The organism is Achromobacter insuavis, from assembly GCF_902859645.1.
Classification (GTDB): domain Bacteria; phylum Pseudomonadota; class Gammaproteobacteria; order Burkholderiales; family Burkholderiaceae_B; genus Achromobacter; species Achromobacter insuavis.
This window is the reverse complement of sequence record NZ_CADIJR010000004.1, coordinates 110,820-128,251: the sequence shown is the minus strand read 5'-3', so window position 1 is coordinate 128,251 and position 17,432 is coordinate 110,820. Positions and strand designations below refer to the sequence as shown.

18 protein-coding genes are annotated in these 17,432 nt (G+C 68.3%); 10 read left to right on the top strand and 8 right to left on the bottom strand.

What is annotated here, in order from left to right; translation table 11 throughout:
- Positions 1–100: 100 nt before the first annotated feature.
- Positions 101–1,225: a DNA-processing protein DprA gene (gene dprA / locus H0523_RS04465; RefSeq protein WP_054429308.1), complete on the bottom strand. Its 1,125-nt coding sequence runs from the start codon at positions 1,223–1,225 to the stop codon at positions 101–103.
- Between the two features lie 188 nt (positions 1,226–1,413).
- Here dprA and def point away from each other — a divergent pair, with 188 nt between their 5' ends.
- Positions 1,414–1,926, top strand: coding sequence for a peptide deformylase (gene def, locus H0523_RS04460; RefSeq protein ID WP_006391779.1), 513 nt, complete (start codon positions 1,414–1,416; stop codon positions 1,924–1,926).
- 31 nt (positions 1,927–1,957) lie between these two features.
- Complete coding sequence (gene fmt / locus H0523_RS04455) at positions 1,958–2,899, top strand: methionyl-tRNA formyltransferase (protein ID WP_054429309.1); 942 nt, start codon at positions 1,958–1,960, stop codon at positions 2,897–2,899.
- A gap of 51 nt (positions 2,900–2,950) precedes the next feature.
- Here fmt and H0523_RS04450 read toward each other — a convergent pair whose 3' ends face one another.
- The 4 genes from H0523_RS04450 to H0523_RS04435 are packed head-to-tail and all read right to left on the bottom strand — an operon-like array spanning position 2,951 to position 5,325.
- Complete coding sequence (locus H0523_RS04450; RefSeq protein ID WP_054429310.1) at positions 2,951–3,466, bottom strand: class IV adenylate cyclase; 516 nt, start codon at positions 3,464–3,466, stop codon at positions 2,951–2,953.
- Between the two features lie 26 nt (positions 3,467–3,492).
- Positions 3,493–4,119 carry an HAD hydrolase-like protein gene (locus tag H0523_RS04445; RefSeq protein WP_054429311.1) on the bottom strand — a complete coding sequence of 209 codons (627 nt, stop codon included), beginning with the start codon at positions 4,117–4,119 and terminating at the stop codon, positions 3,493–3,495.
- Positions 4,120–4,138: 19 nt separating this feature from the next.
- Positions 4,139–4,699 carry a hypothetical protein gene (locus H0523_RS04440; RefSeq protein ID WP_054429312.1) on the bottom strand — a complete coding sequence of 187 codons (561 nt, stop codon included), beginning with the start codon at positions 4,697–4,699 and terminating at the stop codon, positions 4,139–4,141.
- A gap of 23 nt (positions 4,700–4,722) precedes the next feature.
- On the bottom strand, positions 4,723–5,325 hold the full coding sequence (locus H0523_RS04435) for an LOG family protein (RefSeq protein WP_054429313.1): 603 nt from the start codon (positions 5,323–5,325) through the stop codon (positions 4,723–4,725).
- A gap of 228 nt (positions 5,326–5,553) precedes the next feature.
- Between H0523_RS04435 and H0523_RS04430 the strand changes: the two genes are divergently transcribed.
- Entirely contained in the window at positions 5,554–6,114 is a 561-nt protein-coding gene (locus H0523_RS04430; protein WP_054429314.1) for a ferritin-like domain-containing protein, read from the top strand.
- A gap of 24 nt (positions 6,115–6,138) precedes the next feature.
- Here the strand turns inward: H0523_RS04430 and H0523_RS04425 are convergent, their stop codons facing one another.
- Positions 6,139–6,522 (bottom strand): winged helix-turn-helix transcriptional regulator, encoded by a 384-nt coding sequence (locus H0523_RS04425; protein WP_054429315.1) that lies wholly within the window; start codon positions 6,520–6,522, stop codon positions 6,139–6,141.
- Positions 6,523–6,617: 95 nt separating this feature from the next.
- Here H0523_RS04425 and H0523_RS04420 point away from each other — a divergent pair, with 95 nt between their 5' ends.
- On the top strand, positions 6,618–6,935 hold the full coding sequence (locus H0523_RS04420) for a DMT family transporter (RefSeq protein ID WP_054429316.1): 318 nt from the start codon (positions 6,618–6,620) through the stop codon (positions 6,933–6,935).
- A gap of 38 nt (positions 6,936–6,973) precedes the next feature.
- On the opposite strand, the gene rimO is transcribed toward H0523_RS04420, so the two are convergent.
- Positions 6,974–8,290, bottom strand: coding sequence for a 30S ribosomal protein S12 methylthiotransferase RimO (gene rimO, locus H0523_RS04415; RefSeq protein ID WP_054429317.1), 1,317 nt, complete (start codon positions 8,288–8,290; stop codon positions 6,974–6,976).
- Positions 8,291–8,439: 149 nt separating this feature from the next.
- Complete coding sequence (locus H0523_RS04410) at positions 8,440–9,072, bottom strand: LysE family translocator (RefSeq protein WP_054429318.1); 633 nt, start codon at positions 9,070–9,072, stop codon at positions 8,440–8,442.
- Between the two features lie 131 nt (positions 9,073–9,203).
- On the opposite strand from H0523_RS04410, the gene rsmB reads away from it, so the two are divergent.
- The 6 genes from rsmB to H0523_RS04380 are packed head-to-tail and all read left to right on the top strand — an operon-like array spanning position 9,204 to position 17,089.
- Positions 9,204–10,541, top strand: a complete 1,338-nt coding sequence (rsmB, locus tag H0523_RS04405; RefSeq protein WP_054429319.1) for a 16S rRNA (cytosine(967)-C(5))-methyltransferase RsmB — start codon at positions 9,204–9,206, stop codon at positions 10,539–10,541.
- A 40-nt stretch (positions 10,542–10,581) separates the two neighbouring features.
- Positions 10,582–11,172, top strand: a complete 591-nt coding sequence (locus H0523_RS04400) for a DUF4390 domain-containing protein (protein ID WP_156333358.1) — start codon at positions 10,582–10,584, stop codon at positions 11,170–11,172.
- Positions 11,169–13,490 (top strand): sensor histidine kinase, encoded by a 2,322-nt coding sequence (locus tag H0523_RS04395; protein WP_054429321.1) that lies wholly within the window; start codon positions 11,169–11,171, stop codon positions 13,488–13,490. Before H0523_RS04400 ends, H0523_RS04395 begins: the two co-directional genes overlap by 4 nt.
- Positions 13,491–13,501: 11 nt before the next feature.
- On the top strand, positions 13,502–14,191 hold the full coding sequence (locus H0523_RS04390; protein ID WP_054429322.1) for a response regulator: 690 nt from the start codon (positions 13,502–13,504) through the stop codon (positions 14,189–14,191).
- The gene (trkA, locus tag H0523_RS04385) at positions 14,188–15,567 is read left to right on the top strand and encodes a Trk system potassium transporter TrkA (protein ID WP_054429323.1); all 1,380 of its coding nucleotides are present in this window, start codon (positions 14,188–14,190) and stop codon (positions 15,565–15,567) included. The genes H0523_RS04390 and trkA overlap by 4 nt, the downstream gene beginning before the upstream one ends.
- Before the next feature lie 52 nt (positions 15,568–15,619).
- Positions 15,620–17,089: a TrkH family potassium uptake protein gene (locus H0523_RS04380; RefSeq protein WP_054429324.1), complete on the top strand. Its 1,470-nt coding sequence runs from the start codon at positions 15,620–15,622 to the stop codon at positions 17,087–17,089.
- Positions 17,090–17,432 lie beyond the last annotated feature (343 nt).

Sequence of the window (17,432 nt, the reverse complement as noted above, 5' to 3'; positions counted from 1 at the left end):
CAACGCCAATATTAGCGCCATCGCATCCGGCCCCGCTCGCGGCCGGGCCAAGGGTTGTCCGGGCGCTGGCCGGCCCCGGCCTTGCCCGTGGCGCGGTCCCTTATTTCAGGCGTTGGAAGCGGCCGTCGTCCAGGCGCGCCACGCGCGCGGCCAGTTCCAGCTCCAGCAATTGCGCCTGCAGGTCGGCGGTATCCAGGCCGCAGCGGGCCTGGATCGCGTCCAGGTGCAGCGGGTCGAAGCCCAGCGCCTCCAGCACCGGATGGGGGGCGGCTTCCCTGGGCGCGGCGTCGTCGGCCGGCGCGGCCGGGCGGGCGTCGGGCCGCGAGCCGCCGCCCAGTTCGTCGGTGATGTCGGCCGCGGTTTCCACCAGCTTGGCGCCCTGGCGGATCAGCGCATGGCAACCGCGCGACAGCGGCGAGTGGATCGAGCCGGGAATGGCGAACACCTCGCGCCCGCTTTCGCCCGCCAGCCGCGCGGTGATGAGCGAGCCGCTCTGTTTCGCGGCCTCGACCACCAGCACGCCGCGCGCCAGGCCGGCCACGATGCGGTTGCGCTTGGGAAAGTGCTGCGGCAGGGCGCCGGTCCCCATCGGCAATTCGGACACCAGCGCGCCGTGCGCGGCGATGCGATGCGCCAGGTCGCGATGCCGCGCCGGGTAGATGCGGTCGATGCCGGTGCCCATCACCGCGACCGTGCCGGCGCCGCCGGTGCCGGCGTCCAGCGCGCCCTCATGGGCCGCCGCGTCGATGCCCAGCGCCAGCCCGCTGACCACGCGCCAGCCATTGCCGGCCAGGTAGCGGGAGAAGGCGCGGGCGTTTTCCTGGCCGCCGGGGGTCGCGTTGCGGGCGCCCACGACCGCCAGCGCCGGCCCCTGCAGATAGGCCGGGTCGCCGTTGACGTAGAGCAGGATGGGCGGGTCGGCGATGGTGAGCAGGCTTTGCGGATAGGTGGGATCGGCCAGCGTCAGGATGTGATGGCCGGGCGCCTCGACCCACTGCAGCGCGCTGTCGACCTGCGCGGCCATCTCGGCCGGCATGGGGGCGGCCAGCTGGCGGGCCAGCGCATCGGGCAATTGGCGCGCCAGGGCCGAGGCGCGCTGCGCGTAGATCTGTTCCGGCAGGCCCAGCGCGCCCAGCAGGGTGCAGGCGGTGGCCGAGCCGATACCGGGTTCCAGGGACAGGCGCAACCAGGCGGACAGTTCAGCGGGGGTGTGGGTGAGCGGCATGTTCGAGAGTGTCGCATGGCGGCCACGGCGGTCCCGGCAAGGGGGATCGAATGGTCCCGGCCGGACCGGCCCGTAAATCGGGGGCGGGTGGGGCCGGATAATCCTCGGCTTAGCCGAAAACTATTAGAAATCAAGAATCTAATGAATTAAACTGTTGGTCAGGCACTCTTACCGACGATTCCTTTTCAATGGCATTACTCCCTATTCTTCGCTACCCGGATCCGCGCTTGCACAAGAAGGCCAAGCCGGTCGCCGAGGTCGATGACCGCATCCGCCAACTGGTGCGCGACATGGCCGACACCATGTACGACGCGCCGGGCGTGGGCCTGGCCGCGACGCAGGTTGACGTGCACGAGCGCGTCGTCGTCATCGACGTCTCCGAAGAAAGCAATCAGCTGCTGGTGTTGATCAATCCCGAGATCACCTGGCACAGCGACGATTACAAGATCTACGAAGAAGGCTGCCTGTCGGTCCCGGGCATATATGACGAAGTCGAGCGCGCCTCGCGCATCCGCTGCAAGGCGCTGGACATCGACGGCAAGCCGTTCGAGTTCGAGGCCGACGGCCTGCTGGCCGTGTGCGTGCAGCACGAGCTCGACCACCTGGAAGGCAAGGTGTTCGTCGAATACCTGTCCAACCTGAAGCAGAACCGCATCAAGACCAAGCTGAAAAAGGCCGAGCGCGAAGCGCTGCGCGCCTGACGCCCGTTTCCTCCTTCCCGGTCCGATCCCCATGCGCCTAGTTTTCGCCGGCACGCCGGAATTCGCCCGTATCGCCTTCGACGCCCTGCGGGCCGCCGGCCACGACATCCCGTTGGTCATGACCCAGCCCGACCGTCCCGCGGGTCGCGGACTCAAGCTGACCCCGAGCCCGGTCAAGCAGGCCGCGCTCGATGCCGGCATCGAGGTCGCCCAGCCGCGCAGCCTGCGGCTCGATGGCCGCTACCCCGAGGAAGCCGCCGAGGCCCGCGCCCTGCTCGAGCGCATCGCGCCCGACGTCATGGTGGTCGCGGCCTATGGCCTGATCCTGCCGCAGTGGGTGCTGGACCTGCCGCGCCTGGGTTGCCTGAACATCCACGCCAGCCTGTTGCCGCGCTGGCGCGGCGCGGCGCCGATCCAGCGCGCCATCGAGGCCGGCGATGACCGCACCGGGGTCACCATCATGCAGATGGACGCGGGCCTGGACACCGGCGACATGCTGCTGGAACGCATCGTGCCGATCGGCGCCGACACCAATGCCGCGCAATTGCACGACGCGCTGGCGCTGGCCGGCGGCGAGGCGATCGTGGCGGCCCTGGCCGCGCTGGGCCAGGGCGGTTTGACGCCGACCCCGCAGCCCGAGGAAGGCGTGACCTACGCCGCCAAGCTGGACAAGGCCGAGGCCGCGCTCGATTGCAGCCAGGCGGCGGAACTGCTGGCGCGCCGCGTGCGCGCCTTCAACCCGGTGCCGGGCGCCAGCATCCGCCTGCCAGGCCTGGCCGATCCGGTGAAGGTGTGGCGCGCCCAGGCCTTGCCGCAGCCCGCCACGGCCGCGCCCGGCAGCGTGCTGCGCGCGGACGCCGAGGGCATCGACATCGCGACCGGCGAGGGCGTATTGCGCTTGCTGGAGTTGCAGAAGGCCGGCGGCAAGCGCCAGCCGGTGGACGTGTTCGTGCGGGGCTGGCAGCCGGCCTGAGGCCGGCCGTCGCCGCCAGGGTCCGGCCGCCGTGGGGCGGGCGGACCGTTTTCAGGGACGCCGGGCCAGCAGGTCCAGATAGGCGCCCGACAACAACTGCTCCGGCGCGATCTGCAGGCTGGCCAGCAGTTCATGGGCCTCGGCCATGCCGTCCTCGACGCTTTCGCCGTCGCGCAGCACCACTTCCAGTTCCAGGAATTCCCCCAGCCCCTCGACCCGATCCAGGTGGATGCGGGTGCGGCCGGCCATGAACAGCAGGCGCTGCTTGCGCACGCGCCCGATCACGCCATAGGCCAGCCCCAGCGCATCGCGCAGGGTGTCGGGCGAGGCGGTCGGCGAAATGACGTAGAAGCTTTCCTTGGGGCCGGCGGCGTCGGCGCGGCGGTAGAAGATCAGTTCGCCCTTGCCATCGGCGAACACGCGCAGCTTGAGCCGGCCGTCGGGGCAGGCGAAGAAGGTGTCGTCCTGCGCGATGGCGACCGGCGCCTTGCCGGACAACGCCGCCGCCAGCGGTTCGAGGGCCGCCAGGCTGGCGACCCTGGCCTTGATTTCGACGTTGCGCGCCATCAGCGTGTCCTTGTCGGGGCGCCGCGTCAGGCCAGCGCGGCCGGCAGTTCGGCGACCTGCATGAACAATTCGTCGGGGCCGCGGTCGCGCAGCGCGTCGACGTGGTTGTAGCCCCAGGCCACCGATCCCACGCGCACGCCGGCCTTGCGGGCCGCGTCGATGTCGCGCATTTCGTCGCCCACCAGCAGGAAACGTTCCGGCGCGGTGCCGTGGCGCTGCAGCAGGCGGTCGATCTTGGCGGCCTTGCCGAACAGGTCGGTGCCGCATTCGTAGTCGTCGAACAGCGCCGCGGTGTCGGGGCCGAGCACGCGCTGCACATTTTCGAGCGAGTTCGAGCTGACCACCGCCAGCCGCAGCCCGCCCGCCTTCAGGCGGGCCAGCGCGTCGGGGATGCCGTCGAACAGGTGCACGCTGGGATCGATCTCCTGCATCAGGGTGCGCACGTGCGCCATGATGGCGGGCAGTTTCCACAGCGGGATGCCGAGGAACTTCAGGATCTCGCCGGCATCGCGGTGGCGCAGCTGGTCGCGCTCGGCGGCGTCGATCTTGCGGAAGCCGTACTTGTCGGCCACCGTGTTGAGGATGGAATTGAACCAGGGCATGGTGTCCGCCAGGGTTCCGTCGAAATCAAAAGCTGCGATGTCGTATTTCAAGAAAAAATCCGATGCCGATCTACATGGGGTGAAGCAGATACTGCACCACCGGCGCCAGGTCTTCAAGCGGCGGTGCGCCCGCGACGACGCGCTGGGCGTTGGTCCAGGGGTAGTCCAGCGCCAGCAGCCAGCCGAATACCGCTTCGGCGTCGGCGGGCGGCAGCGTCACCATGGTCTCGATCGTAATGGTCAGGTGGGTGGCGCGGTACGGCTCCGGCTGGAAGGTCCAGGCGTAGCGGCCGCAGCCCACGCGCACGTTGCCGGTGGCCTTCTCGGTCATGCCGACGATCCAGTCACAGGAATAATCGGACAGACGCACGTCCGCCTCGGGCCGCGCCAGGTAGAAGGTGTAGACGTTGTCGTAGGTCTGGCCGAACTTGCGCACCAGCGTGTCGGTGATCGCGGCCAGGCCGTGGGATTCGGGCGGAAAGGCGATGGCCTGCGTGCGCAGCGCCATCTTCAGCACCGCCTGCGGCGCGAAGGCGCGCGCCATGTAGTGCGGGCGGTTTTCGTCCTTGGCGTGGAAGTAATCGCGCAATACGGACTCGGTGCTGGCGGGAGACGACGAACCGGTGGACATTGCGGGTTTTCCTTGGGGGCGGTTTAGGGGGCGCGATGCTCGGGCTTGACCGGCTCGAACCACTTGGAAACGTTGGGCGGCTCGTAGATGGCGTAGCGGTCCAGCAGCGTCGCCGGATCGCTTTCCACCACCAGCATGTCGCGATGCTGCGGGCGCATGAAGGCTTCGTCGACGGCATGGTCGACGAACTGCATCAGCGCGTCGTAGTAGCCGGCGATGTTGAGCAGGCCGCAGGGCTTGCTGTGCATGCTGAGCTGGGCCCAGGTCCAGACCTCGAAGAATTCCTCGAGCGTGCCGGCGCCGCCGGGCAGCGCGATGAAGCCGTCGGCCTTGTCCATCATCATGGCCTTGCGCTCGTGCATGCTCTGCACCAGATGCAGTTCGGTCAGGCCGCGATGGGCCTGTTCCTTCTTCTGCAGCAGTTCCGGGATCACGCCGATCACGCGGCCGCCGCCGGCCAGCACCTCGTTGGCGATCACGCCCATGATGCCGACGACCGAGCCGCCGTAGACCAGGCCGAGGTCGCGCTTGACCAGTTCACGGGCCAGCACGCGGGCCTGTTCCAGGTATTCGGGGCGCGCGCCGGGATTGGAGCCGCAATACACGCAGATGTTCTTCAGGGTCATATGAAGCTACTAATTGCCGGGCCCGTTACAGATTGCGTCACGGGCCGTCCGGGAAGCCGATAGTTTACGAGAAGCGCCGGACGCGTTTTTGCGCGGCGCGCGAAAGCCCGATATGGGGCCATGGGCAATGTTTGGACACAGCATCTTTTCGCATGGCCGGTAGACTGGGTTGTTCGGAACGACTGGAAGTCCAGCGTCGTATTGCCAACCCCACAAGGAGCTAACGATATGGAAAACACGACCCGTAACCACGACAAGGCGAGCCGCCCCTTCGACATGGATGTGAAGGCGATTCGCGCCAAGGCGCGCCAGGACATCGAGTCCGGCGCCGTCACCGACACCTACCGCGCGGACCGCAAGACCGTGCTCAAGCTGCTGAACGAAGCGCTGGCCACCGAGATCGTCTGTGTGCTGCGCTACAAGCGCCACTTCTTCATGGCCCGCGGCCTGAACGCCGAGCCGGTGGCGGCGGAATTCGCCGAGCACGCCACCCAGGAACAGGACCACGCCGACAGGCTGGCCGAACGCATCGTGCAGCTGGGCGGCGAGCCCAACCTGTCGCCCAAGGGCCTGCTCGAGCGCAGCCACTCCGAGTACATCGAGGGCGCCACGCTTGAGGAGATGATCAAGGAAAACCTGATCGCCGAGCGCATCGCCATCGACAGCTACCGGCAGATGATCGACTACATCGGCGAACAGGATTCGACCACGCGCCGCCTGCTCGAAGAGATCCTGGCGGTCGAGGAAGAGCACGCGGACGACATGTCCGATTTCCTGGCCAAGCACTGAGGTGTTGCCGGCCCGTGCCGGCCTTTACGGAGCGCCGGCGGCCGCATCGTGGCGGCGCGCCGCCGCATCCAGTTGCGCATGGTGCCTTTCGGCCCAGCGGTCCAGCGCCACCAGCGCCACGTTCAACGATTTCCCCAGGTCGGTCAGGTGATAGCGCACGTGCGGCGGCACGGTGCGCATGTCCTCGCGCCGCACCAGCCCGTGGCGTTCCAGGTCGCGCAGCGTCTGCGTCATCATCTTCTGTGAAATGCCGTCGAGCTTGCGCAGCAGTTCGTTGTTGCGCAGCGGGCCGCGCGCCAGCGCCGGCAGCACCAGCGGCACCCACTTGCCGGAGATCAGCTCGAGCGCGCGGCGCGACGGGCAGGCGGCGTCGAAGACGTCGCCGGAGGAAGCGGGAGAGACAGCCATGTCGGGCCCTTCATGGTTACCAAAAGGTGCGTACTTGTGCCTGGGTAACTATAGGCCCTAAGCTGGCCGCATTCCAATCTCGAAGGGAGGCCGCGATGGCCTGGTGGATCCTGTTGGCCGCGAGCGCGGTGGAAATCGTGATGGCGCTGGCGTTGAAGTACGCCGACGGTTGGACGCGGTTCTGGCCCAGCGCCATCGGCATCGTCGCGGCCCTGGGCAGCATCTTCCTGCTGACGCTGGCGATGCGGCATCTGCCCGCTGGCACCGCCTACGCGGTCTGGACCGGCATCGGTTCCGTGGGCATCACTGTGCTGGGGATCGCGCTGTTCGGGGATTCGCCGTCGGTCGCGCGCCTGGCGTGCATCGCGCTGATCGTGGGCGGCGTGGCGGGATTGAAACTGCTGGAAGCCTGAAGGCAGCCGGCGGCGGACGCCGCCGGCAGGCAGGACAGTTAGATCGTGTCGGCCCAGAGGTCGTATTCGTCGGAGTCGGTGACGCGCACGCGCACCATGTCACCGGCCTTGAGGGCGCGGTCCGAACTGACGTAGACGCAACCGTCGATTTCCGGCGCGTCGCCGGCGCTGCGGCCCACGGCGCCATCTTCATCCACTTCGTCGATCAGCACGTCGATCTCGCGGCCGACCTTGCGCGCCAGGCGCGCGGTGGAAATCGACTGCTGCAGTTCCATGAAGCGTTCCCAGCGTTCCTGCTTGACCTCGTCCGGCACCGGATTGTCGAGCAGGTTGGCGGGCGCGCCTTCCACCGGCGAATACTGGAAACAGCCGACGCGGTCGAGCTGGGCTTCCTGCATCCAGTCCAGCAGGTACTGGAAGTCTTCCTCGGTCTCGCCGGGGAAGCCGACGATGAAGGTCGAGCGGATGGTCAGGTCGGGGCAGATCTCGCGCCACTTCTTGATGCGCGCCAGCGTCTTGTCCTCGAATGCCGGACGCTTCATGGCCTTGAGGATGCGCGGGCTGGCGTGCTGGAACGGGATGTCCAGGTAGGGCAGGATCTTGCCCTCTGCCATCAGCGGAATCACTTCGTCCACGTGCGGATACGGATACACGTAATGCAGGCGCGTCCAGACGCCCATTTCGGACAAGGCCGTACAGAGCTCGGTCATGCGGGTGCGCACCGGGCGGCCGTTCCAGAAGCCGCTGCGGAACTTGACGTCGACGCCGTAGGCGCTGGTGTCCTGCGAGATCACCAGCAGTTCCTTGACGCCGGCCTTGACCAGGCGCTCGGCCTCGCTGAGCACATCGCCCACCGGGCGGCTGACCAGGTCGCCGCGCATCGACGGGATGATGCAGAAGCTGCAACGGTGATTACAGCCTTCCGAGATCTTCAGGTAGGCGTAGTGGCGCGGGGTCAGCTTGACGCCCTGCGGCGGCACCAGGTCCAGGTAGGGGTTGTGGTCCTTCTTGGGCGGCGCGGCGTTGTGCACGGCGCGCACCACTTCCTCGTACTGCTGCGGGCCGGTCACGGCCAGCACGCTGGGGTGCACGTTGCGGATCACCGATTCCTCGACGCCCATGCAGCCGGTGACGATGACCTTGCCGTTCTCGGCCAGCGCCTCGCCGATGGCTTCCAGCGACTCGGCCTTGGCGCTGTCGATGAAACCACAGGTGTTGACCACCACGACGTCCGCGTCGTTGTACTCGGGCGTGACTTGGTAGCCTTCGGTGCGCAGTTGGGTCAGGATGCGTTCGGAGTCGACCAGGGCTTTGGGACAGCCCAGGCTGACAAAGCCGACTTTGGGGGAAGACATGGAATACCTCGGTGGGCGCGAGCCGGCGCCAATGATCAAATACTGCGCAATTTTAGCGCGGCAGGGCGGGGGGCCGTTATTTTAGCGGGTTGCCGGGCGCGTCAGCGATTGAAGTGCGTCCCCAATATCCGGAGGGGCGCCGCCGGGCGTCACGCGCCGCTGCGGCGATACAGCGCCAGGGTGCCGGCTAGCCCGATCATGAGCGAGCCGCAGACCCGGTTCAGCCAGCGCAGGCCCGAGCCCTGGAAGGCCCGCACCAGCTGCGCGCCCAGGGTGGCGTAGGCCAGCATGGTCAGGATGTTCATCAGCGCCAGCACGGCGGCCACGGTGGCGTATTGGGGCAGCAGGGGCGCCTGGGTGTTGATGAACTGCGGCAGGAAGGCGGACATGAACAGCAGCGCCTTCGGGTTGGTCAGCGCCACCACGAAGCTGCGCAGGCCCAGTTTGAGGCCCACGGGCCGGGCGGCGCCGGGTTCGGCGGCCGGCAGCACCAGCGCGGCGTCCGAACGCAGCATCTTCCAGCCCAGGTAGGCCAGATAGGCCGCGCCCGCCCATTTGATGGCATGGAAGGCGACCTCGGAAGCGGCCAGCACCACGCCCAGGCCGGAAGCCACCGCGCCCACCAGGATGAAGTCGGCCAGCACCGCGCCGCCCATGCCCCAGCAGGCGGTGCGCACGCCGTGGCGCGAACCGTTGCTCATGGCGAGCAGGACGGTCGGGCCGGGCGTCACGATGGCGACGGCCGAGGCCAGGATGAACAGCAGCAGCGTGGCGGTGGACATGGCGGGCTCCGAGGCAAGCGGCCAGTGTGACGCGCCCGGCGCGGTTCGTCCAGCGCCCGCCACGAGGCCGTCGGCGGGGGCGGCGGCCCGCGCCGGGCTACCATAGCGGTCTTGTCCTTTGATTTGCTGCCATGTCCACGCGTTCCGATACCCCCCATCTGGCTCCCCCGCTTTCCGCCGTCCTGCTTTCCAGCGCGCGCGTGGTGGAGGACGTCCTGGAAGGCCGCTCGTTGACCGATGCCCTGGCCGAGGTCGACGGCGCCCTGCGCCCCGCGGCGCAGGCGGTGTCGTTCCACGCGATGCGCTACCTGGGCTGGGCCGACGCGGTCGGCCGCGAACTGGTGCAGCGCTACCCCAACGTGCTGTTCGAGTCGCTGCTGCTGGTGTCGCTGACGCTGCTCAAGGCCGAGGGCGAGGCCGCGGCCGCGCTGCCGGGCATGCCGGTCTACGCGCCCCACACGGTGGTGGACCAGGCCGTCACGGCCGCGGCCTCGACCCGTTCCCTGGCCTCGTTCAAGGGCCTGCTCAACGCCTGCCTGCGCCGCTTCCTGCGCGAGCGCGCGGCGCTGGAGGCCGCGGTGGCCGACAGCCCCGAGGCCGAATGGAACCATCCGGGCTGGTGGGTCAAGCAATTGCGCGTGGCCTATCCGCAGCAATGGCAGGAGATCCTGCGGGCGGCCAACGTGCCGGCGCCGCTGACCCTGCGCGTCAACCGCCGCCGCGCCAGCCGCGAGCAGGTGCTGGCCGCGTTCCAGGACGCGGGCCTGGCCGCCGAGCCGGTGGGCCAGGCCGGCCTGGTGCTGGCCACGCCGCGCCCGGTGACCCAGTTGCCCGGTTTCGCCGAGGGCTGGTGGTCGGTGCAGGACGCCGGCGCCCAATTGGCCGCCGAACTGCTGGCGCCCAAGGACGGCATGCGGGTGCTGGACGCCTGCGCCGCGCCGGGCGGCAAGACCGCCCACCTGCTGGAGCTGGCCGACATCGACCTGCTGGCCCTGGACGCCGACGCCGACCGTCTGGTGCGGGTCGGCCAGAACCTGGACCGCCTGGGCCTGGCGAGCGAGCGGGCGCGGCTGCAGGCCGCCGACGCCGCCGACCTGGACGCCTGGTGGGACGGCAAGCCCTTCGACGCCGTGCTGGCGGACGTGCCGTGCACCGCCTCGGGCATCGTGCGGCGCCATCCCGATATCCGCTGGCTGCGCCGCGAAAACGACGTGCGCCGCACCGCCACGCTGCAGGCGCGGATCCTGGACGCGCTCTGGCGCACCGTGGCGCCCGGCGGCCGCCTGCTGTACGTGACCTGCTCGATCTTCCCGATCGAGGGCACGCGCCAGGCACTCGAGTTCCTGCAGCGCCACCCCGAGGCCCAGCGCCTGGACGCGCCGGGCCAATTGCTGCCAGTTGCGGTCGATGCAACACCCGCGGCGCAACGCGATGGATTTTTCTACGCCTTGTTTGCCAAGCAGTCCTGAATCGCCAAGAATAGGGGGCATGACGGGGTTTCGGTGTCGTATGTCCATCATTTCACGCTTATTTCTGGGGTTGTTGTTCGTAACTGCCGCGCTGTCGTTGGCGCCGGCCGGTCAGGCACACGGGTCCGAACCGAAGGTGGTGCGCGTCGAACCGGTGGTGCGGGGCGACAAGCTTGAAATCGACGCCGACATCGAGTTCGAACTGAACCAGCAACTGCGTGACGCCGCCCAGCGCGGCGTGCCCCTGTACTTCACCGCCGACCTGACCATCACGCGCGAGCGCTGGTGGTGGTTCGACAAATCCCTGGTGGACACTTCCCGCACCTGGCGCGTGATCTACAACGCGCTGACGCGCCAGTGGCGCGCCGGGGTCGGCGAGCTGTCCTTCCCGGTGGCGTCGCTGGACGACGCCATGAGCGTCATCCGCCACGTGCGCAACTGGCAGGTGGCCGATGCCGACGATTTCGACGAAGGCGTGGTCTATGGCGGCCAGTTGCGGCTGCGGCTGGACACGTCGCTGCTGCCCCGGCCGTTCCAGGTCAATGCCCTGAACAGCAGCTCCTGGGTCCAGGGCACGCCGTGGACCGATTTCTCGTTCTCGCTGGGTGACAAGGAGAAAGACCCCTCATGAGGCTGTTGCTTCGGCTGGCCCTGATGGTCGGCGCGGTGAGCGGCCTGGCGTTGCTGGGCCTGCTGGCATGGTCCACGGGCAATGCCTCGCGCTTCGCCCGTTATTACGACACCCTGCTGATTCTCAACGGTATCTTCGCCCTGGCGCTGTTCGTCTGGGTGGTGGCGCTGACGGTGCGGCTGGCGCGGCAGATCCGGCGGCGGCAGTTCGGCGCCCGGCTGACGGCCCGCTTCTCGCTGGCCTTCGCCCTGATCGGCGTGGTGCCCGGCGCCCTGATCTACACGGTCTCGGTGCAGTTCATGTCGCGCTCGATCGAGTCCTGGTTCAACGTGCGGGTCGACACCGCGCTGGAGGCCGGCCTGAACCTGGGCCGCGCCGCGCTCGACTCGCTGCTGGCCGACCTGGACGCCCGCGCCCGCTCGATGGCGGCCGAACTGAACCGCAATTCCGATACCGGCGTGACGCTGGCCCTGACCCGGCTGCGCGAAGCCAACGGCGTGCAGGAAGCCATGGTCTTCACCGGCAGCGGCCGCATGGTGGCCTTCTCCACCAGCCAGTACGGCCAGTTGCTGCCGGCGATGCCGCCATCCACGGTCATGAACCAGCTGCGGCTGTCGCGCGGCTATTCGGCGGCCGAGGCCGACGATCCGGTCAAGCCCGGCACCGACGGCGGGCTGCACCTGCGCGTGGTGATTCCGCTGACCGGCCCCGACCGCTACGACAACCTGCTGGGCGCCGCCTCGGAGCCGCGCTGGCTGCAGCTGCTGCAGCCGGTGCCCGAGCAGATCGCGCACAACGCCAACCTGGTGCAGCAGGGCTTTCGCGACTACCAGGAACTGGCCCTGTCGCGGCTTGGCCTGCGCAAGCTCTATGGCATCACGCTGACCCTGGCGCTGCTGCTGGCCGCCTTTGGCGCCATCGCCGTGGCGCTGTCGCTGTCCAAGCGGCTGGTGCGGCCGCTGCTCAGCCTGGCGGGCGGCACCCAGGCCGTGGGCGTGGGCGACTACCGGCCGCTGCCCGAACCGCCCGAACGCGACGAGGTCGGCCAGCTCACCCGCTCCTTCAATGCCATGACGCGCCAGCTCGACGAGGCCCGCCGCATGGTCGAGAGCAACCGCCAGCAGCTCGAACGGTCCAACGTCTACCTGGAAAGCGTGCTGTCGAATCTGTCCTCGGGCGTGCTGGTGTTCGACGAGTCCTTCCGCGTCACCACCGTCAACCAGGGCGCCCAGACCATCCTGCAGGCCGACCTGCGCTCGGTGATCGGGCGGCCGCTGGAAACCGTGGACGGCATGCTCGAATTCGCGAATGTCGTGCGGCAGGCGTTCTCCACCCACGCCGCCGTGGGCTCCGAACGCCAGCACTGGCAGCAGCAGTTCGAGATCGCGCCCAAGCAGGGCGACACCCCCAACGGGCCGCAGGCGCTGACGCTGCTGGCGCGCGGCACCCACCTGCGGGTGGACGGCCGCGGCAACGGTTACCTGGTGGTGTTCGACGATATTACCGAGGTGATATCGGCCAACCGCACCGTTGCCTGGGGCGAAGTGGCGCGCCGCCTGGCCCACGAAATCAAGAATCCGCTGACGCCGATCCAGCTGTCCGCCGAGCGCCTGGCGATGAAGCTGGAAGGCAAGCTGCCGCCGGCCGAGGCCCAGATCGTCGAGCGTTCCACCAACACCATCGTCAACCAGGTGGCCTCGCTCAAGCAGATGGTGGATGATTTCCGCGAATACGCCCGCACGCCGCCGGCGGTGATGCAGCGCATCGACTTCAACGCGCTGGTGGCGGACGTGCTGTCCCTGTACGGCTGGGAGCCGGACGGCGCCGCCTCGGTGCGTTCGACCTCCGGCAAGGCGCTGAACCTGGACGTCAGCCTGGGCGCGGACCTGCCGGCCATCGAGGGCGATCCGACCCAGCTGCGCCAGGTGATCCACAACCTGCTGTCCAACGCCCGCGACGCCATCGCCGAGAAGGGCGGAGAAGGCCGGGTCAGCGTCACCACCCAGCTGATGCGCAGCGAGCAGCCCGACCGCGCCGACCAGCAGGCCCTGCGTTTCACGGTGGCCGACACCGGGCCGGGCTTCCCGCCGCAGGTCATGCAGCGGGCCTTCGAGCCCTACGTAACCACCAAGTCCCACGGGACTGGGTTAGGATTGGCAATCGTACGCAAGATCGTTGAAGAGCATGGCGGGCGGATCGACCTTGCGAATCGCAAGGAAGGAGGCGCGCGGATCTCCATCTTGTTGACCCGGCTTGCTCCCGGGGCAGATACTATGGACGCGACCGCGCAAGAAAAGGATAATGCGGCTACGCAATAGGTGGATGCTTTATGGCCAGAATTCTGGTGGTTGACGACGAAGTCGGTATTCGCGAGCTTTTGTCGGAAATCCTTTACGACGAAGGGCACACGGTCGAATTGGCCGAAAACGCGGCGCAAGCGCGCGCCGCGCGCCTTCGCATGCGTCCCGATCTGGTGCTGCTGGACATCTGGATGCCGGACACCGATGGCGTCAGCCTGCTCAAGGAATGGGGCTCGCAGGGCCTGCTGGACATGCCCGTCATCATGATGAGCGGCCACGCCACCATCGACACGGCGGTCGAGGCCACCCGCATCGGCGCCATGGATTTCCTCGAAAAGCCGATCACGCTGCAGCGTCTGCTCAAGACCGTGGCCGCCGGCCTGGCCCGTGGCCGCGTGCCGCATCCGGCGCCCGCGGCCGCGCCCGCGACGGCCAGCGCCACCGTGGCCCTCGAAGACGAGCTCGATCCGCCGGCCCTGTCGACGGCGCCGGCCAACGAAGTCCCGGTCACCGCCAACGGCCAGCTGGGCAGCATCTCGCTGGACCAGCCGCTGCGCGAGGCGCGCGATGAGTTCGAGCGCATCTACTTCGAATACCACCTGGTCCGCGAAAGCCACAGCATGACCCGCGTTTCCGAGCGCACCGGCCTCGAGCGCACCCACCTCTACCGCAAGCTCAAGCAATTGGGCATCGAGTCGGCGCGCAAACGGGGCGCATGAAGATCCTGATCATCGGCGCTGGTCGCGTAGGCACCAGCGTGGCTGAGAACCTGGTGTCCGAGCAGAACGACATCACGGTGATCGATTCGGATCCCTCGCAGCTGCAATACCTGCAAGAACACTTCGACCTGCGCGTCGTCCATGGCGACGGCTCGCAGGTGTCGGTGCTGGAAGGCGCCGGCGCCGCCGATACCGACCTGCTGATCGCCTGCGCCGCCTCCGACGCGGCCAACATGGTGGCCTGCAAGATCGCCCGCCAGCTGTTCAACATCCCCCGCCGCATCGCCCGCATCCGCTCGGGCGAATTCTCCGAACATCCCGAGTTGATGAGCGAAGAGGGCTTCTGCATCGACGCCATCATCAGCCCCGAGCGCAGCGTCACCACCTATCTGCACAGCCTGATCGAGTTCCCCGAGGCGCTGCAGGTGGTGGAGTTCGCCGAGGGCCGCGTCAGCGTCGTGACCGTGCGCGTCAGCCATGGCAGCCCGATGGCGCATCATCCCGTCGACAAGCTGCGCGATGTCTGGCCCGACGTCACGGCGCGGGTGATCGACGTGCTGCGCGGCGGCCGCCCGCTGCGGGCCGGCTCGGGCACCGTGATCGCCCCGGGCGACGAGGTGGTGCTGGTGGTGGACACGCGCCACGCCCGCCGCGCCGTGCGGCAGCTGCGCGAAGCCGAAAAGGCCGTGCGCCGCGTGATGATCGCCGGCGGCGGCAATATCGGCCTGCGGCTGGCGCGCGCGCTGGCCGAAGAGAACTACAGCGTGCGCATCATCGAGCGCGACCTCAAGCGCTGCGAATACCTGGCCACGCAGCTGCCCGACAGCGTGCTGGTGCTGCACGGCAGCGGCACCGACGAGGCGCTGCTGGAGCGCGAGAACATCGAGGACATGGACACCTGGCTGGCGCTGACCAGCGACGACGAGGACAACATCATGTCGTCGCTGCTGGCCAAGCGGCTGGGCGCGCGCAAGGTGATCGCGCTGATCAACCGCCAGGCCTATGGCGAGCTGATGCAGGGCAGCCATATCGACATCGCCGTGTCGCCGTCGCAGGCCACCATGAGCGAGCTGCTGCGCCACGTGCGCCGCGGCGACGTGGCGGCGGTCCATCGGCTGCGCCAGGGCGTGGCCGAGGCGCTGGAAGCCATCGCCCACGGCGACCGCTCCAATTCCAAGGTGGTGGGGCGGAAGGTGGGCGAGATCAGCCTGCCCAAGGGCGCCAGCATCGGCGCGCTGGTGCGCGAGGACGAGATCATCCTGCCGGATGCCGATACCGTGATCGAGACCGACGACCACGTCATCGTCTTCGTGCCCTCGCGCAAGCAGATGCCGCGCGTGGAAAAGCTGTTCCAAGTCTCGGCGTCGTTCTTCTGATGAGCCCGCGCGTCCCGTTTCCCGACGGACCGGCGGCGGCCGGGGAGGCCGCATGAGGCGCGTCCTGGCGACCCTGCACATCCTCGGCCTGACCATGGTGATGTTCGCCCTGACCATGCTGATCCCGCTGGGGGTGGCCTACATCGGCGGCGACGCGGCGCGCGACGCCTTCCTGCATGGCTTCCTGATTTCCGTCGGCATCGGCGTCGCGCTGGCGGCGCTGACGCGGCGGGCCCGCAGCGAGCTGCGCGCCCGCGACGGCTTCGTGCTGGTGTCGGCGGTGTGGGCCGGCCTGCCGCTGCTGGCGGCGATCCCGCTGCTGATCTACTTCCACCGCGCCGGCCTGCCGCTGTCGTTCACCGGGGCCTATTTCGAGGCCATGTCGGGACTGACGACCACCGGCGCGACCGTGCTGACCAATCTGGATGCCTTGCCGCCGTCGATCAACCTGTGGCGCGCCACCCTGGTCTGGGTCGGCGGCATGGGGATCCTGGTGCTGGCGGTGGCGATCCTGCCGCTGCTGGGCGTGGGCGGGCACCAGGTGGTGCGGGCCGAGACGCCCGGCCCGATGAAGGACGAGCGCCTGACGCCGCGCATCGCCAGCACCGCCAAGGCGCTGTACGCGGTGTACTTCGCCTTTTCCATCCTGTGCTTTCTGGCCTACCGCGCGGTCGGCCTGTCCTGGTTCGAAGCCTGGTGCCACATGGCCACGACCATGGGGCTGGGCGGGTTCTCGACCTGGGACGACGGCTTCGCGCACTTCGATTCGGTGGCGGTCGAGATGGTGGCCATGGTGTTCATGCTGATCGCCGGCATCAACTTCGCCACGCACTTCAATGCCTTCCGCCAGCGCAGCGGGCGTGCCTACCTGCGCTGCCCGGAGGCGATTCCGTACCTGGTCGTGGTGCTGGGCGTGGGGCTGGTGATTTCGGTGTTCCTGTACGTCAAGGGCGTCTACCAGGAGCCGCTGGAGGCCCTGCGCTACGGCATGTTCAACACCATTTCGATGGCCACCACCACGGGCTACGCCAATACCGATTTCGCCCAGTGGCCGCTGTTCGCGCCCCTGACCATGCTGCTGCTGTCCGGGTTTGCCACCTCGGCGGGGTCCACGGGGGGCGGGATCAAGATGATCCGGGCCATCCTGCTGGTCAAGCAGGCGCGCAACGAGCTGGTCACCATGTTGCATCCGCATGCCGTCAGCCCCGTGCGGGTCAACGGCCGCGCGGTCGAGGCCCGCACCATGTCGTCGGTGCTGGCTTTCATGCTGTTCTACGGCCTGTCCATCGCTGTCTTCACCAGCCTGCTGCTGCTGTCCGGGCTGGACCCGATCACGGCCTTCTCGGCCGTGTTCGCCAGCGTCAACAACACCGGCCCCGGCCTGGGACCGGTCGGGCCCATGGGGAATTTCGCGGTGCTGTCGGACTTCCAGATCTGGGTCTGCACCTTCGCCATGCTGATCGGCCGCCTGGAGCTGCTGACCGTGCTGGTGCTGTTCACGCCGATCTTCTGGCGCAAGTAGGCGGCGTCGCCCGGATGTCCGGGGCCTTGGACGTCGAGCCGCAGGCCCTCGGGGACGGATCCAATTCATAAGGGATAACCCTGATTCGGGTTATCCCGCCCACACTGAAAAGCCGCGCCCAGACTGCGCTCGCGGGCCGCCCGGTCCGGCGAGCCGCGCCGTCATTACGTTGTGAGTGCTCGCTCACTTTGTTCTAGAGGGCAAAACCGAATGCATCGTGATGTTGCACACAAATGTCACGATTTTCAATCGTTTTGCCACAAACATGCGGCTATTATGCGTTCACAAGCCGCCGTCTAGCGCCCCCCGGGAAGTTGCCGGGCTTCAAGGTCGAACGGCGCAC

Coding starts and splice junctions, on each gene's coding strand:
- dprA (WP_054429308.1), bottom strand. CDS start 1,225: ATGCCGCTCACCCACACCCCCGCTGAACTGTCCGCCTGGTTGCGCCTG.
- def (WP_006391779.1), top strand. CDS start 1,414: ATGGCATTACTCCCTATTCTTCGCTACCCGGATCCGCGCTTGCACAAG.
- fmt (WP_054429309.1), top strand. CDS start 1,958: ATGCGCCTAGTTTTCGCCGGCACGCCGGAATTCGCCCGTATCGCCTTC.
- H0523_RS04450 (WP_054429310.1), bottom strand. CDS start 3,466: ATGGCGCGCAACGTCGAAATCAAGGCCAGGGTCGCCAGCCTGGCGGCC.
- H0523_RS04440 (WP_054429312.1), bottom strand. CDS start 4,699: ATGTCCACCGGTTCGTCGTCTCCCGCCAGCACCGAGTCCGTATTGCGC.
- H0523_RS04435 (WP_054429313.1), bottom strand. CDS start 5,325: ATGACCCTGAAGAACATCTGCGTGTATTGCGGCTCCAATCCCGGCGCG.
- H0523_RS04430 (WP_054429314.1), top strand. CDS start 5,554: ATGGAAAACACGACCCGTAACCACGACAAGGCGAGCCGCCCCTTCGAC.
- H0523_RS04425 (WP_054429315.1), bottom strand. CDS start 6,522: ATGGCTGTCTCTCCCGCTTCCTCCGGCGACGTCTTCGACGCCGCCTGC.
- H0523_RS04420 (WP_054429316.1), top strand. CDS start 6,618: ATGGCCTGGTGGATCCTGTTGGCCGCGAGCGCGGTGGAAATCGTGATG.
- rimO (WP_054429317.1), bottom strand. CDS start 8,290: ATGTCTTCCCCCAAAGTCGGCTTTGTCAGCCTGGGCTGTCCCAAAGCC.
- H0523_RS04410 (WP_054429318.1), bottom strand. CDS start 9,072: ATGTCCACCGCCACGCTGCTGCTGTTCATCCTGGCCTCGGCCGTCGCC.
- rsmB (WP_054429319.1), top strand. CDS start 9,204: ATGTCCACGCGTTCCGATACCCCCCATCTGGCTCCCCCGCTTTCCGCC.
- H0523_RS04400 (WP_156333358.1), top strand. CDS start 10,582: ATGTCCATCATTTCACGCTTATTTCTGGGGTTGTTGTTCGTAACTGCC.
- H0523_RS04395 (WP_054429321.1), top strand. CDS start 11,169: ATGAGGCTGTTGCTTCGGCTGGCCCTGATGGTCGGCGCGGTGAGCGGC.
- H0523_RS04390 (WP_054429322.1), top strand. CDS start 13,502: ATGGCCAGAATTCTGGTGGTTGACGACGAAGTCGGTATTCGCGAGCTT.
- trkA (WP_054429323.1), top strand. CDS start 14,188: ATGAAGATCCTGATCATCGGCGCTGGTCGCGTAGGCACCAGCGTGGCT.
- H0523_RS04380 (WP_054429324.1), top strand. CDS start 15,620: ATGAGGCGCGTCCTGGCGACCCTGCACATCCTCGGCCTGACCATGGTG.